The following is a 14,928-nucleotide window of genomic DNA, read 5'->3' as shown; positions in this document are numbered from 1 at the left end:
GTGACCCCAGTTCAACGCCATAATGGAGAGGATAGTACCATCTTAGCTAAGCGCAAAGAGCTTTATAAACAAGCGAGAGCAGCCAACCCACAGCGGTGGTCAAACGAATCTAGAAACTGGGATGAAGTTGGTGAAGTTAAGCTAAATCCTGAAAGGCAGAAAGAAGCTGCTTAAAAAATTAAAGGCGACAACTACCTTGAAAAACGCCGATAGCTGGCTGTTGCCATCAAATACCGCAATGACGGAACGACTGACCAGAGCACGTTCTTCAAGCACATGATTCTTCTGCTGCCATACCTCTGCATGATCTGCAAGAGAAGGCTCCATTTCAAACGCCGACGATCTAGTACATAAAAGAAGGAACGCTGCTGCGCCATTATTTGGTATTTAGACAGCGTTATTTTTGCTGCCGGCATCCAGCGCAGAAATCAAGTTGATAACGTTGTCGCTGGGAGCTTACCCACGCATCAAATTCATTATTCGTTTGAATATGGTCTAATCGAGTACGAAATTCATAGGACTCCGAGAAGGCTTGAATATGGTCATACTGCTCGCCTTGCAAACTATCGATTTTGTCGGCCACAATACTTAAACGCTCCGAAACATCAATCAGCGCACTTTGCCAGGTATAGTGAATGGACCAATACGAAGTGATACCAAATAACGCAATCAAAGTGAGAACAATAGGTGCTGATGTCAAAAACAACAGTCGATAGCGAACCATTGATTTGGTTCTATAGCGCCATTTACTCCAAAGGCGCGCTAACTTATTCATTTGCGCAACCTTCGTCCCACTCTTTGTACTTTCTTTCTAACGTTTTACGTGCAACGCCTAAATCACGCGAGGCAGCAGATTTATTACCCGCATGTGCATATACTACCTGTTGAATATGGGATTTCTCCACATCTTTAAGCGACCAAGAATTCGGATATCCGAACTGCCCGTCTTGGATGGTATAATTGACAGGCATGGTAGTCAGATCGTTAACCGACATTGTAATCGATGTACTAATTGGCGCCCCTTTCAATTCGCTAAAATAGTGTGCTGGTGGTTTGTTAAGCAAAATGCAACGCTCTAGAAGGTTCTTCAGTTCCCGAACATTTCCGGGCCAGTCATAGTCTTGCATCGAATGCATATCCTCATGCGCCCATTTGGGCTGGCTGACGCCAAGCTCTTTGGCTAGCGTTCGAGTAAAGAATGGAACTAACTCGGAGAGATCGGCAAGTCGCTCTCTCAATGCTGGGACTTCGATTTTTAGAACATTCAATCGGTAGAAAAGATCTTGTCTAAATTTACCTTGATCCACTTCTTGTTGTAAGTTGCGGTTCGTGGCGGCAACGACGCGCACATCAATGCTAATTTCTTTCTCGGTTCCAACGGGTCTGACAGTTCGTTGCTCAAGCACTCGCAGTAAAGACGCTTGCATCGCTAACGGCATCTCTCCGATTTCATCAAGAAACAGCGTGCCTCCGCTCGCGACTCGAAACAGACCTTCACGATTTTTCTTAGCGCCAGTAAACGCGCCTGCCGCATGGCCAAAGAGTTCACTTTCTAGAAGCTCTGGTGCAAGGGCGCCACAGTTAATAGCGACGAAAGGTCCTTGCCGTTTACTAGCCGCATGTATTCCTCTTGCAACGAGTTCCTTACCGGTTCCCGACTCGCCTTCAACGAGTACCGACGCTCTTGACGGTGCGAATTGACTGATCAATTGCTTAAGGTTTTTTGTCTTTTCTGATAGTCCGATGATTTCCTTACTGACTAGCCGACTAATATCATGGCTTAGAGCTACGTTCAGCCGTTCCGCTAGCCTTTTATCCATACAACGTTTTACCGCTTGTAGCATTTGTTCCAAGTTAAAGGGCTTCAGAATAAAGTCTGATGCGCCCAATTTCAGCGCGCTGATCGCCACTTCTAAGTCCGCATAACCCGTCATGAAAATCACGTCTGCTTTGCGGTCTAAATTGTTAAAGGCTTCTTCCCACTCAATGCCAGAGCACCCGGGCAGATTGATATCGAGAATGATCAGATCGTAATGATGGTTAATTCGCAGCAGTTCTGCTTCTTCGACACTGCCTGCGGTGTCGACGCGCCCAAACCCTTTACTCAGCGCTTTTTTAAGAATGCCCTGCATGCCAACTTCATCATCGACGACAAGAACGGAAAAGGCGAGATACGGTGACGTTAATTGATTAGTGATATCAGAGGTTTGAAAAAATGTCATAAATATATGTGATCGTTCCTATTTGAGACAGAGTGTACCAACCTGATATAAAACATCATGGATTAAATTGCGACATTTTGTCCCAGCTCAAACTAATCGTAGTTTATTCGCAAGAAATATTAGCAAAATGTCGCACTTTGCCACTTTTATTCTAAGGAAATTATGGCATTGTCTTTGCTTATGGGTACTACGCGTATAGAAACGGGTATCTTATGCATGAGCATTGATGCCGAGGGTATCAATGGTGCCGGTGGTGGTGTTCTTCCCCTGATTATCATGCAATTACGCAGATTATCGATAAAAATAACCAAAATGGACAATATTATGACATTCTCAAGATTAATGGTTTCAGCTGTGTCTCTAGCAGCACTGTCTGCAACGGCTTATGCAGGTGGTACGGACGCCGATCAATCTCGCATCCGCCTAGCAACAACAACCAGTACTTATCATTCGGGTCTTCTCGATTACATTTTGCCTGAATTTACCGCTGATACTGGCTATCAAGTTGATATTATTGCAGCAGGTACTGGTAAGTCTTTGAAAATGGGTGAAAATGGTGATGTTGATGTTGTGATGACACACGCGCCAAAAGCAGAACAAAACTTCGTCGAAGCTGGTTACGGTATTGAACCGCGTAGTGTTATGTATAACGACTTCGTCATTGTAGGACCTGAGAAAGACAGTGCTGACGTGCATGACCAGAAAACCATTGAAGAAGTGTTCTCTCACATCGCGAAAACCAACGCAATTTTCGTCTCTCGTGGCGACGATTCTGGTACCCACAAAAAAGAACTTCTAATCTGGAGACAAACAAAAATCGAACCTAACTTTGGCGGTTATCGCTCAGTCGGACAAGGTATGGGACCAACACTCAATATGGCGTCCGAGATGCAAGGCTACACAATGACAGACCGTGGTACTTGGCTTGCCTATCAAGCAAAACTTGATTTGGATATCTTGTTCGAAGGAGATAAGCAGCTTTTCAACCCTTATCAAGTGATTATTGTAAACCCAGAGCGTTACCCTACTCTTAATACCAATGGCGCTCGTGCGTTGAGCAATTGGTTAGTATCTGAGAAGGGACAATCTATGATTAATAGCTATCGTAAAATGGGCGAACAACTATTTGTCGCTGATGCGAAGAAAACGAACAGTTAATGAACATCACCGAAACGACTTTGGAGGCGTTAAGCCTCCTATTTAGTTTAGATAAAGATTTGTGGCGCATTGTAGCCGTCTCATTTAGCGTTTCTATCTCCGCTGTGTCGTTGGTAGTGCTACCCGCTATCTTCGTCTCTTACCTCCTTGCTTATAGCAGTTTTCCTGGTAAATGGTTTTTACTGTCGCTAGTCAATACGATGCAAGCCATACCCACCGTTGTCATTGGCCTATTGCTGTATATGCTGCTGTCACGCTCCGGCCCATTAGGTAATTGGGAAATGCTGTTTACCCAACGCGCGATGATCGTTGGGCAGATACTTATTTGCTTTCCTGTTCTCGTCTCAATGATGCATGGTGCGCTGCAAAGTACTGACAGAAGAGCCATGGAAACATCCGTAACTTTAGGCGTATCTCGCTTTCGAACGCTGATGACGTTAATTTGGGAATCTCGATTTCCGTTAATGGCTGCCGTCATTGCAGGCTTTTCTCGTATCGTAACAGAGGTTGGCTGTTCTATGATGGTTGGGGGCAACATCATGGGTCTTACCCGAAATATCCCAACGGCCATCGCGATGGAAAGTCACAAAGGCGCTTTTGCGCAAGGGGTGGCATTAGGCATCGTACTGTTAGTTTTGGCTCTGGTACTTAATTTTATGCTTTCATCAATGCGCGGCAAAGGTGTGCTAAGAACATAACTTGCTCAACGTTTTTTGTTTCAAACACTACAATTAATTCAAGACTCTGCTTGAGGGACAATAATGACAATACAGCTTAAAGCAAAGCAGGTTTCTATGCGGTTCAAAGATCGTGTCTTGTTCCATGTCCCGGACCTCACTATTGGACCCAATGCCGCGATTTATTTAAAAGGTGATAACGGTGTGGGTAAAACCACGCTACTAAAGATTCTGGCTGGTTTATTAAAACCAACGTCAGGTGAGATTGACCCTAGCTCCCCACGTTTTATGTCATGCCTATTTGGGGGCGCCGGTCGTAAAGACGTAATTTATCTTCACCAATCTCCTTATCTCTTTGATGGTACTGTGTATCAAAATGTGGTCTATGGCATCAAACACAAACGGCTAGATGCTCAAGATAAACGTGCCGAGGTCATTTCCGCATTACGCTCAGTTGGGCTAGAAACACTCGCTGATGAACATGTTTCCGTACTATCGGGTGGTGAGAAGCAGCGTGTGGCGATGGCGCGAGCTTGGGTGCTTAAGCCCTCTATTTTATTGATGGACGAACCCAGTGCCTCTTTGGACCATGAATCCATTGAGCGACTCGTCTATATGGCTCAAGATCTACTAACGCATGGCTCGAGTATTGTGATTACCAGTCACCAAACGAATGCTTTGACTAAGTTGTGTCGAAAACAATGGTGGATAAAAGACTGCACCTTGATAGAATCCCCACTGCTACAAATTATTGATAAAAAACAGACCGATCAAGAGAGTGACTATGCTGCATCCAACTCAGACTAGTTGGGTTATCCTCGCCGGAGGCCAAGCGTCTCGTATGGGCGGAAATGACAAGGGCCTAATTGAATTTAATGGTAAGCCCTTAATCGAGTATGTTTTGCAACGACTCAAAACTCAAACCTCATCTATCACCATTAATGCCAACCGCAATTTAGACCAATATAGTCAATATGCTTCGGTTGTTAGCGATACATACAAGGATTATCCTGGGCCTTTAGCTGGAATGCACGCTGGCTTAGCGACAGCATCCACTGACTGGGTAGGTTTTGTACCATGTGATAGCCCATTTATCGATGAACATATTGTGGAACGTTTTTGTCACGCTGTCGAAGACTCAACCGACATTCTAGTCGCACATGATGGTGATTTTCATCAGCCTGTTTTTACCATGTTTCATAAGCGCGTGCTGCCTAAACTAGAAGCATTTTTGGAGCGTGGTGATAGAAAAATCATTCTTCTATACAAAGAATGTGATACCAAGTACGTGGATTTTTCAGATAATCCCGATTGTTTTGTTAATCTTAACACTCCAGAAGAACTGTCGAAGCTGTCGGCAACGATTGAGCATTCACAGAAGAGTCCTCTATGACCATCAAATCCATCAACAATGTCCCACTTTTGGGTTTCGCGGCTTATAGCGGCACGGGTAAAACAACCTTATTGGAAGCCTTACTACCAAAGCTCACCGCCACTGGTCTGAGAATCGGTGTATTAAAGCATGCACACCATAATTTCGATGTCGATAAACCAGGCAAAGACAGTTACCGTCTTCGTAAGGCTGGCGCTAGTCAAATGTTGATCTCCTCTCGATACCGACATGCCTTGATGACTGAAACCCCTGACGCCGAAGCAAGCTTTGAATACTTGTTAACACGCTTTGACCATCAAGCATTAGATTTGATTCTTGTTGAGGGATGCAAAAACATCGCCTTCCCCAAAATTGAGTTAAACCGTAAAGAAGTAGGCAAACCTTGGTTACACCCGAGTGATGACAATATAATCGCTATCGCCAGTGATAGCGAATTGGACGTGCGACTACCCACAATGAGCATCAATGATTTAGATGCCATCACCACGTTCATCTTAAACTATGTTAACCCAGAAGCTTCTCAGTCTAATAAGGAAGCGGCATGCTGCGATACACTATCGCCTGCGTTCCTATCGGTAAAACAAGGGCAAAAGCAGATTCTTAATGCTGTCAACGCGTTAGCGACGCATGAAACCATTCCACTCATTCATTCGTATGGCCGCACCCTAGCCAAAAGCATTTCATCCCCTATCAATGTGCCAGCGTTTACCAACTCAGCAATGGATGGTTATGCCATCATTGGCGCTGATGCAGGGCGAGAACAATTTAAAGTCGTTGCAAGTGTAATGGCAGGTTCTGGTTATGACCAAGAACTTCGCTCTGGCGAGTCCGTACAAATCATGACCGGCGCTCCAATGCCAGCTGGCGCTGATACGGTTGTCATGCGCGAACAAGCGAATGTTGATGGCAAGTTAGTAAGCTTTGGCGACGCCAGTATTAAGACTGGGCAGAATGTTCGTCAAGCTGGAGAAGATCTTGCCATTAACCAACCCGTGTTTGATGCAGGCACCTTGTTGCAAGCTCCTGAAATGGGCATGATCGCCTCTTTAGGGTTAGATAGCATCACAGTCAATCGCCGCTTAAAAGTCGCCATTTTTTCGACAGGCGATGAAGTCCAAGCTCCGGGCACACCGTTGCAACCTCACTCTATCTACGATTCGAATCGCTTCACCATTATGGCGATGCTGGAAAAGTTAGGCTGTGAGATTGTGGACCTTGGTATCCTTGAAGATGACGAATCCATTATGGAGAATGCCATTACCAAAGCCAGCAGCGATGCAGATTTAGTGATCACCTCTGGTGGTGTTTCTGTCGGTGATGCTGACTTTATCAAGAACGTTCTTGAGAAACACGGTAACGTAGATTTTTGGCGTATTAATATGCGACCAGGTCGCCCTCTCGCATTTGGTGATATTAATGGCACGCCATTTTTTGGACTCCCAGGCAACCCTGTTGCAGTGATGGTTTCGTTTATTAATTTTGTTGAGCCTGCCATCAAGAAGATGCAAGGTGTCGAGCAGTTTGTGCCACACAAAGCCGTTGCTATTGCATCTGAACCACTCCGCTCTCGTCAAGGGAGAACAGAGTTTAGCCGAGGGTTTTATGAATTCAGTGAAGAATCAGGGCAGTTAACGGTTCGCACTACTGGGAAACAAGGTTCTGGAATCCTGCGCTCAATGAGTGAAGCAAACTGCTTAATTGAGATTGCACCACATATCGATACGGTTAAAGAAGGCGAAAGCGTGACAATCATCCCACTTCAAGGCAGAATTTAGCACTAAATTATCAGCAGGTAAAAAATCATGGCTCGTACCATTATTTACGAATACAAAAATGAAGAGAAAACACTCACGTTTTCTTACCAACAGCATCGCAATATTCATGAGGCTGTCGCTGAAGCAGAGGGCATCGACCTTTCTGAGTTTCTTAAAATGGAACAGCAAATCGAAGCAGTTTCAGACACTAAAGCGGTTCGCAATTATCGCGATAATCACTTTAAGAAGCTTGGCTTTGGTAAAATTACACTCATGCCAAAAGAGAATTTCGGAGTTGGCAAAAAACCGATGTAGATACTACCCTCAGCAACAAAACACCGAGTCAAATGGCTCGGTGTTTTATTATTCTGAGAGACGATTCAGGTAAATCTTTGGGAAAAATTTGATAACTAAGAGGAACTAACGGCGTAAAAAGGTAACTAACAATACTAATTGAGCCGTAATATGCTTTACAACAAAAATAGAAACAGAACAAATATGGTTAAAGTTATTTCTATAGTAGCGACATTGATTATTCTCAGTGGTTGTGCGTCTTATAACGAGTTTGCCAGCGAAACACAGCTTTACAACCATAATGTAGAAGCGCGTAACTACTGTAAACAGATCAACGATTCTCAACAATACTATCAATGCTTCGACAAATTTTTACTCAAGTCACCAACGGTCACTCTCAACCAATTTTACAACGCGCAACGTTCATTAGACAAAGCTAAGAAGCAGTCGGAGGCTCTTCAACCAACAGCTTAACCCCAAGGATAATGAGCACAGCGCCCGTCGTACCCTCCATCCATCTTACAAAACTCGCATTTTTGAGTAATGACTTGGCTGAATTCAACATTCCAGACAAACCGCACTGCCAAATCATAGCGATGACAAAGTGGATAGCGGCCATCAGCAATGACTGCATAAATGGTGAATACTCTGGATTAATGAACTGCGGTAAGAATGCTAAATAAAATACCGCCGTTTTAGGGTTCAGAACATTAGAGAGAAAGCCTTCTCTTAACGAGCGTGAAATAACGACGCGACTTACCTTCCCTTTCTCCAGTTCGATAGATTGCGTCGTCGTTAACGAGCGTAAACTGGAAATACCCAGCCAGATTAAATAGCCAGCTCCTAACGTTTTAACCAACGAAAACAACTCCGCCGATTGCGTTAGGATGACCGAAATACCCAACGCTGAAAATGTCGCATGAACAAACAGTCCTAGACAGATTCCAAGGCTGGTAATCGCGCCGTCATGAAAACCACCTCTAGAGGTGTTACGAATCACCAGTGCGGTATCCAAACCTGGTGTCAACGTCAGAATAGTGATAGCAATCAGGAAAGCTTCAAAGTTAAGAATGTGCATAACGTCCAATGTTATTGTTCTAATCAAACAGAATTTGGATTTTGAGGTAACTGCAATAAAAAAGCCACGCTTATTTTGCAAATCCGATTAGTATTGGTGGCATGACTTTTCGTCACTCGTTGTTAGTGTTAAGTTAGAGAATCGTTCACGCAAAAGGTCACAAGACATGGAAAACTACAACAAACTGGTTGAACACTATAAAACTATTTCTAATTTCAGCCATTTATCCGCGATTTGTGGTTGGGATGCGGCGGCTATGATGCCATCCGGGGGCAACCATGCTCGTTCAGAGGCTATGGCTCAGTTGTCGCTTCATATCCACCAACTGTCGACAGCGCCACAGCTAGCCGATTGGTTTGAGCAAGCTCAATCTGATGATCTTGACGCTGGACAACGTGCCAGCTTGACTGAAATGAAACGTCAATGGCAACTCTCCACTGTGGTTCCCGAAGATTTGGTGAAGGCAAAATCGTTAGCGGGCTCAAAATGTGAACATGCGTGGCGCACTCAACGCGGTAATAATGATTGGGATGGTTTCTGTAAAAACTTTGAGCAAGTCGTCAGACTCTCTCAAGAAGAAGCACAAATTAGGGGGGAACAAGCTGGCTTATCCCCTTACGATGCGATGCTGGACATTTATGAACCAGGCGTAAACACCAAACAACTCGATGCCATCTTTGGTGACCTAGTCTCTTGGTTACCACAGTTAACCCAGCAGGTCATTGATAAACAAAAATCTGAGTCGGTGTATGAGACAAACGAATCCTACTCCACTGAGCAACAGAATGCGCTTGGCTTGGAAGTGATGAAATTACTGCAATTCGATTTTGATCATGGCCGTTTAGATATCAGCTCTCATCCTTTCTGTGGGGGCGTTCCTCAAGACGTTAGGATCACGACGCGCTACGATGAGTCCGACTTTGTTCAGTCATTAATGGGCATCGTTCACGAGACTGGTCATGCTCGCTACGAACAAGGATTACCCAAAAAATGGGCCGGCTTACCTGTTGGTCAAGCCCGTTCAATGGGCATTCATGAATCTCAATCTTTGTTCTTTGAAATGCAATTAGGCAGAAGCGAACCGTTCATCAGAAACTTAGCGCCATTGGCTCAAAAACATTTCGTGACTAATAACAACCAAGTATTCGAACTAAGCAATCTACAAAAAATCTACACTCGAGTGCAACCCGGTTATATTCGTGTCGATGCGGACGAACTTACCTACCCAGCCCATGTCATTTTGCGTTATGAAATAGAACGAGATTTAATGAACGGTATTATCGGCTACAGAGACATTCCTGAACTCTGGGACCTTAAGATGAAGCAATTACTGAATCTTTCCACAGAGGGCAACTTCAAAGACGGTTGTATGCAAGATATTCACTGGACAGATGGCAGCTTTGGCTACTTCCCTAGTTATACATTGGGTGCTATGTATGCTGCGCAATTTATGGCTGCAATAGAGGAGACTATTGACGTTAATGAGGCGATTAGAACCGGTGACCTTACCCCTATTTTCACTTGGCTGAGTGAAAATATCTGGAGTAAAGGCTGCTTGTTTACAACCGATGAACTAGTCAGTTCCGCTACTGGTCAAACGTTAAACTCTCAATACTTTGAAGAGCACCTTAAGCGTCGTTACCTCTGACGCTTCAGTGTATGACTTTTCTATTTATAGGGCTGTTGAAAGGACAGCCTTTTTGATAATAATCATAGCACTACCGTGACCTAACATACCCTCTACTGCTAAGTTATCATTTAATAACATCAATTAACCACTTGATGTATCGGTAGTTCCGATGGTAGGTTTGCTTTGTTTGTATATATGCGTGATAGCTGCTCTAAACCTGCTACTTTCACGCAAGCACGTCGTTCCCATTTGCTAGAGTCTGATAAAAGCCAACATTTACGAGAGTTGATGAGTATAGATCTAGAAATTTCAGCCTCCTGATATTCGTGTTCCATCGCTACCATTTTTTCAGTAATAGATCCACAGCCAATGATACCAATATCAGCTTCAAAATCTCCAAAAAAGCGCAAAACGCTCTGGCCGATAATATCTTGGTGTTTACCCCGAATCATACCACCAGCAAGATACAACTCTATATTAGCCCTGTTCTCTAACACTCTGGCTACTTGTAGATTGTTAGTTACTACTCTTAAATGCTGCCTGCTAGAGAGAAATTGAGCCACATATACAACTGATGTCCCAATACCCATCATAATAGTTGCTTCTTCTGGAATATCTGCGGCTACACGTCTAGCGATCTTTACCTTGATGTCAGACTCGACTTGTGTGCGTTGTTGATAAGTCGAATTAGACAGCATGGTGGGAAGACTAACCCCACCGTGAACGCGTCTAGCTAACCCACATTCACACAAGTAGTTTACGTCACGACGAATTGTTTGCGGTGTCACCTCAAAAATAGCGGCCAATTTATCAATTTGAATGTCACCATAAAGTGTTAGTTGATCAAGAACTCCCTGTTGCCGTTCGCTCAACTCCATTATTTATTCCCCAAAAAATTTGATGGCCTATCTGTTATAATATTGATTACATTCATACGCTTAAATATTTCTTTTTGAACCGGGTCGTTAACGGTCCAAATGTAGATTTCGTAACCCTTTTTTTGAAGATCTCTGGCAATATCAACAGTCAGGCTCTTATAGTCTGCGTGTATACTGAATATATCGACAGTCTTAATTTCATCTAGATCGATTTGGCTTGCATCATCTACAATTAAGCCTATCCTCATCTCCGATATTTCTCGCTTAATGGCTTTAATGGCCTGAATTGAAAAACTGGATATCAAAAGGCTCGAAAGTTTAAAATCTACCTTGAGTATGATCTCACAAACCTTTGTTACTAGACGACCAATCGTGGATTTATCGTATACCTTTAGCTCCAAATTTATACCAACATCTCTAGCTTTGCAGAATCGCAGCAGTTCTTCTAAGCTAGGTATTTTTGCTCCCCTGAATTCGTCAGAAAACCAACTACCAGCATCGAGTGACTGTAATTCTGCACAAGATAGAGAAGATACATAACCTGTTCCATTGGTACATCGGTCGACCGAATTATCATGAATTATAACAGGTACTCCATCAGCGCTTAGTTGTGTATCAACCTCTATCCACGTGCAACCTGAGCCTATGGCTTTCTCGACACTTATCATTGTATTCTCTGGTGCCTCTTCTGCCGCACCACGATGCCCAATAATCATAAGTCACCCTAACAATGTTCAAATGAAAACATAGAATAGTTTAAACATTAGATTATTCTGGGATTTAAATCACAAAATATTTTATTTTCAATCAAGTGGGTTAGCGACTTATTGCAAAAACTTGCAATTAATGCGACCCAAGTCACTCAAAAAACAATGTCTTCACATATAATTAACACTCACTTGAACCAACTTTAGTTCATATGAATAAATGCTATAACAATTACTCAACGCATTTTTGGTTTCACGTCTCATCCAACAAAAGGACAATAAGATGAACAAACAATTTCTTAGTACGCTGCTCACAACTGCTTTGCTCGGGGCAAGCAACTTTGCTTTTGCCAAAACAGACATCAATATGAGTTTAGTATTTACTGAAAATGAACTACTCACTCAAGAGCTAATCAAAGTCGCTGATAACATTCGCGAACGCACCGATGGTGAAGTGAATATTAAAGTCTTTCCAGGTGGACAGCTGCCTGTCTACAAAGACAACCTAGAACAAGTCGTGAACGGTGCCAACTGGATTGCAGTTGAAGACCTAAGTTACCTCGGAGACTACGTGCCTGATTTTGCGGCGCTTGCCGGTCCAATGCTTTATAAATCATATGACGAATATTTAGCAATGATGCAAACCGATTACGTTGCAGACCTCACGAAAAAAGCAGAGGAAAAAGGTATTAAGGTGTTGAATGCAGATTACATCTTTGGCTTCCGCAACATGATCACAAATAAACAAATCGAAAATCCAGAAGATATGAAAGGTATGCGTATTCGCGTTCCTGGTAGTCAATTATTTATTAGTACTTTAGAAGCAATGGGGGCTGCTCCTGCGGCGCTTCCATTCCCAGAGACATATGCAGGTGTTCAACAAGGTGTTGTCGATGGTCTTGAAGGTTCTATTTTAACGATGTACTCAACTAAAATGTATGAAGTAGCGAAGAATATGTCTAAAACAGGTCACTTCCTAGGTACAGTAGGTTTGTATATTTCACCTACCGTCTGGGAGAAGCTCAGTGCAGATGAACAAAAAATTGTTATGGAAGAAATCCTCGCTGGGGCAAAATCAAACAACGAGAATTTAGTTAAGCTTGACGAAGAATACACGCAAAAACTAAAAGCTGAGGGTGTCACTTTCAACGAAGTAGATACAGCACAATTCAATGCGCTGACAGCAGACGTATACAATCAGTTTCCAAAATGGAGTAAAGGCGTTCACGCTACCATCAATGCAGAACTTGATAAGATTCGTGCTAGTAAATAATCAATTACTATAACAAAACCGTCTTTGCATTCTTTCGTAGAGACGGTTTTAACTATTAGTAAGAATACCCTGGAGTTGTAATGCGCTTTATAGCAAATTTTGAAGAGATACTTGCATCTGTCGCCATATCGATCACGGTACTTGTTGTAATTATTAATGTCTTCTTGAGATACGTATTTGGTTTTGTAGTCCCATGGAGCGAGGAGTTATCTGTGATCTGTTTTATAGGGGCTGTATATTTCGGCATTAGCTCCTGTTACAAACACAAACTGCATATGGGAGTGGATGTAATAATGTTAATGTTACCAGAAAATATGCAAAAATCGTTTCGTATTATTCTCTATTCCTTCTTATTAGCATTTAACTTGGCTATGGCTTACCTCTCGTTAGATTACACATTACTATCAAAAAAGGTTACGCCTGTAATGGGAATATCATACGCACCGATAAATAGCGTAGTATTTATTTGCTTCTTTATGATGTCAATTCACAGTATAAAATTCATCTACCAAGAAGCCATAACCCTAAAACATCAATCTAAATATTAATAAGTTAGTGATTAAAGATGGATATTTACATTCCTATAATTCTGTTGTTCGTTCTCTTTTTACTGAATGTCCCTATAGCTTTTTCTCTCATCGCATCAGCGATGTTTTACTTTTTCTTTCTAAATGAATCCATTCCAGTCAGCCTAGTTATGCAGCGCTTTATATCATCTGCATCTTCTTTCCCCTTGTTGGCAATACCATTTTTTATTATGGTGGGCTCTATTATGAATTATGCGGGAATTAGTCGCTGTTTACTTGCATTTGCAGATTCCATGATTGGCCATCGCACAGGAGGATTGGCACATGTCAATGTGCTTTTAAGCACTCTGATGGGTGGGATTTCAGGTTCGGCGAATGCTGACGCAGCAATGCAGTCAAAAATTCTAGCACCAGAGATGACCAAAAGGGGCTATGGGGTTCCATTTACCGCCGCAGTGACAGCAGCATCCTCCAGCATCAGTCCTGTTATACCACCCGGTATTAACCTGATCATCTTCGCTTTGTTAGCCAACGTTTCTGTTCATTCAATGTTTATCGCTGGTTATGTGCCTGCATTTTTAATGGCAATATCACTTATGCTAGCAATTGCGGTTATCTCTAAAAAGCGTTGTTACAAGCCGTCAAGAGAAAGTCGTGCCAGCTTTAAAGAAAGACTGACCTATTTTTTGAGAGCGGTTCCCGCACTATTTATCCCTTTTGGTATTATTTTAGGCATGCGATTTGGTCTGTTTACACCTACGGAAGCTGGAGCAATTGCCGTATTACTTTGCTCAATCATAGGTTTTTTTATATACAAAGAGCTTAAGATAACTCACTTCAAGTTAATACTAAAAGAAACGATCCAAGGCACGAGTTCCGTCATGTTCATTATCATCGGAGCTATGGTTTTTGGATACTATATGACTCTAGAACAAATACCACAAAATGTCGCTTCTTATTTGATAAGCTTAACTGATAATAAATTGACCTTATTACTGATCATTAACGTATTTTTGCTTATTGTGGGAATGTTTATCGAAGGTGGTGCAGCAATGATAATATTGACGCCTTTGTTGCTACCTGCGGTTCTCAACCTTGGTGTAAACCCCATTCATTTTGGTGTAATTGTTATTGTAAACATCATGATTGGTGGAGTCACCCCTCCGTTTGGTTCAATGATGTTCACCGTGTGTTCAATATTACGAGTAAGGATGGTTGATTTTGTAAAGGAAGTAGCACCTTTACTGGGAGCATTAATCGCCGTCTTGATGTTACTGACTTATTCTGAATGGTTAGTAATGTTTTTACCTAATCTACTCAAATCCTAAGGAAGGTTC

15 protein-coding genes are annotated in these 14,928 nt (G+C 42.6%); 10 read left to right on the top strand and 5 right to left on the bottom strand.

Annotated elements, in window-relative coordinates:
* Positions 1-397: 397 nt before the first annotated feature.
* Together VTH8203_RS19930 and VTH8203_RS19925 are read right to left on the bottom strand one after the other, a co-directional pair.
* The gene (locus tag VTH8203_RS19930; RefSeq protein WP_096995224.1) at positions 398-775 is read right to left on the bottom strand and encodes a hypothetical protein; all 378 of its coding nucleotides are present in this window, start codon (positions 773-775) and stop codon (positions 398-400) included.
* The gene (locus tag VTH8203_RS19925; protein ID WP_096995223.1) at positions 768-2,222 is read right to left on the bottom strand and encodes a sigma-54-dependent transcriptional regulator; all 1,455 of its coding nucleotides are present in this window, start codon (positions 2,220-2,222) and stop codon (positions 768-770) included. The genes VTH8203_RS19930 and VTH8203_RS19925 overlap by 8 nt, the downstream gene beginning before the upstream one ends.
* Positions 2,223-2,564: 342 nt before the next feature.
* Between VTH8203_RS19925 and VTH8203_RS19920 the strand changes: the two genes are divergently transcribed.
* The 6 genes from VTH8203_RS19920 to VTH8203_RS19895 all read left to right on the top strand — a co-directional run bounded on the left by VTH8203_RS19920 (position 2,565) and on the right by VTH8203_RS19895 (position 7,519).
* The gene (locus VTH8203_RS19920) at positions 2,565-3,380 is read left to right on the top strand and encodes an ABC transporter substrate-binding protein (RefSeq protein WP_370739261.1); all 816 of its coding nucleotides are present in this window, start codon (positions 2,565-2,567) and stop codon (positions 3,378-3,380) included.
* Positions 3,380-4,078 (top strand): ABC transporter permease, encoded by a 699-nt coding sequence (locus VTH8203_RS19915; RefSeq protein WP_096995222.1) that lies wholly within the window; start codon positions 3,380-3,382, stop codon positions 4,076-4,078. The genes VTH8203_RS19920 and VTH8203_RS19915 overlap by 1 nt, the downstream gene beginning before the upstream one ends.
* A gap of 63 nt (positions 4,079-4,141) precedes the next feature.
* Positions 4,142-4,864, top strand: a complete 723-nt coding sequence (locus tag VTH8203_RS19910) for an energy-coupling factor ABC transporter ATP-binding protein (RefSeq protein WP_096995221.1) — start codon at positions 4,142-4,144, stop codon at positions 4,862-4,864.
* Positions 4,842-5,450 (top strand): molybdenum cofactor guanylyltransferase MobA, encoded by a 609-nt coding sequence (gene mobA, locus VTH8203_RS19905; protein WP_096995220.1) that lies wholly within the window; start codon positions 4,842-4,844, stop codon positions 5,448-5,450. The genes VTH8203_RS19910 and mobA overlap by 23 nt, the downstream gene beginning before the upstream one ends.
* Before the next feature lie 2 nt (positions 5,451-5,452).
* Positions 5,453-7,225, top strand: coding sequence for a bifunctional molybdopterin-guanine dinucleotide biosynthesis adaptor protein MobB/molybdopterin molybdotransferase MoeA (locus tag VTH8203_RS19900; protein ID WP_167385851.1), 1,773 nt, complete (start codon positions 5,453-5,455; stop codon positions 7,223-7,225).
* Positions 7,226-7,252: 27 nt separating this feature from the next.
* Positions 7,253-7,519 carry a DUF2960 domain-containing protein gene (locus VTH8203_RS19895; protein WP_096995218.1) on the top strand — a complete coding sequence of 89 codons (267 nt, stop codon included), beginning with the start codon at positions 7,253-7,255 and terminating at the stop codon, positions 7,517-7,519.
* A gap of 415 nt (positions 7,520-7,934) precedes the next feature.
* Here the strand turns inward: VTH8203_RS19895 and VTH8203_RS19885 are convergent, their stop codons facing one another.
* Positions 7,935-8,576 carry a LysE family translocator gene (locus VTH8203_RS19885; protein WP_096995216.1) on the bottom strand — a complete coding sequence of 214 codons (642 nt, stop codon included), beginning with the start codon at positions 8,574-8,576 and terminating at the stop codon, positions 7,935-7,937.
* A 166-nt stretch (positions 8,577-8,742) separates the two neighbouring features.
* Between VTH8203_RS19885 and VTH8203_RS19880 the strand changes: the two genes are divergently transcribed.
* Positions 8,743-10,224: a carboxypeptidase M32 gene (locus VTH8203_RS19880; protein WP_096995215.1), complete on the top strand. Its 1,482-nt coding sequence runs from the start codon at positions 8,743-8,745 to the stop codon at positions 10,222-10,224.
* A gap of 119 nt (positions 10,225-10,343) precedes the next feature.
* On the opposite strand, the gene VTH8203_RS19875 is transcribed toward VTH8203_RS19880, so the two are convergent.
* Complete coding sequence (locus VTH8203_RS19875) at positions 10,344-11,084, bottom strand: DeoR/GlpR family DNA-binding transcription regulator (RefSeq protein WP_096995214.1); 741 nt, start codon at positions 11,082-11,084, stop codon at positions 10,344-10,346.
* Positions 11,084-11,800 (bottom strand): glycerophosphodiester phosphodiesterase family protein, encoded by a 717-nt coding sequence (locus tag VTH8203_RS19870; protein ID WP_096995213.1) that lies wholly within the window; start codon positions 11,798-11,800, stop codon positions 11,084-11,086. Before VTH8203_RS19870 ends, VTH8203_RS19875 begins: the two co-directional genes overlap by 1 nt.
* 274 nt (positions 11,801-12,074) lie before the next feature.
* On the opposite strand from VTH8203_RS19870, the gene VTH8203_RS19865 reads away from it, so the two are divergent.
* The 3 genes from VTH8203_RS19865 to VTH8203_RS19855 all read left to right on the top strand — a co-directional run bounded on the left by VTH8203_RS19865 (position 12,075) and on the right by VTH8203_RS19855 (position 14,919).
* Positions 12,075-13,064: a C4-dicarboxylate TRAP transporter substrate-binding protein gene (locus VTH8203_RS19865; RefSeq protein WP_096995212.1), complete on the top strand. Its 990-nt coding sequence runs from the start codon at positions 12,075-12,077 to the stop codon at positions 13,062-13,064.
* An 80-nt stretch (positions 13,065-13,144) separates the two neighbouring features.
* On the top strand, positions 13,145-13,612 hold the full coding sequence (locus VTH8203_RS19860) for a TRAP transporter small permease (RefSeq protein WP_096995211.1): 468 nt from the start codon (positions 13,145-13,147) through the stop codon (positions 13,610-13,612).
* A gap of 17 nt (positions 13,613-13,629) precedes the next feature.
* Positions 13,630-14,919: a TRAP transporter large permease gene (locus VTH8203_RS19855; protein WP_096995210.1), complete on the top strand. Its 1,290-nt coding sequence runs from the start codon at positions 13,630-13,632 to the stop codon at positions 14,917-14,919.
* Positions 14,920-14,928: the final 9 nt, after the last annotated feature.

Source organism: Vibrio thalassae (genome assembly GCF_900089835.1).
GTDB lineage: Bacteria > Pseudomonadota > Gammaproteobacteria > Enterobacterales > Vibrionaceae > Vibrio > Vibrio thalassae.
This window is presented reverse-complemented; position numbering and strand designations above follow the sequence as displayed.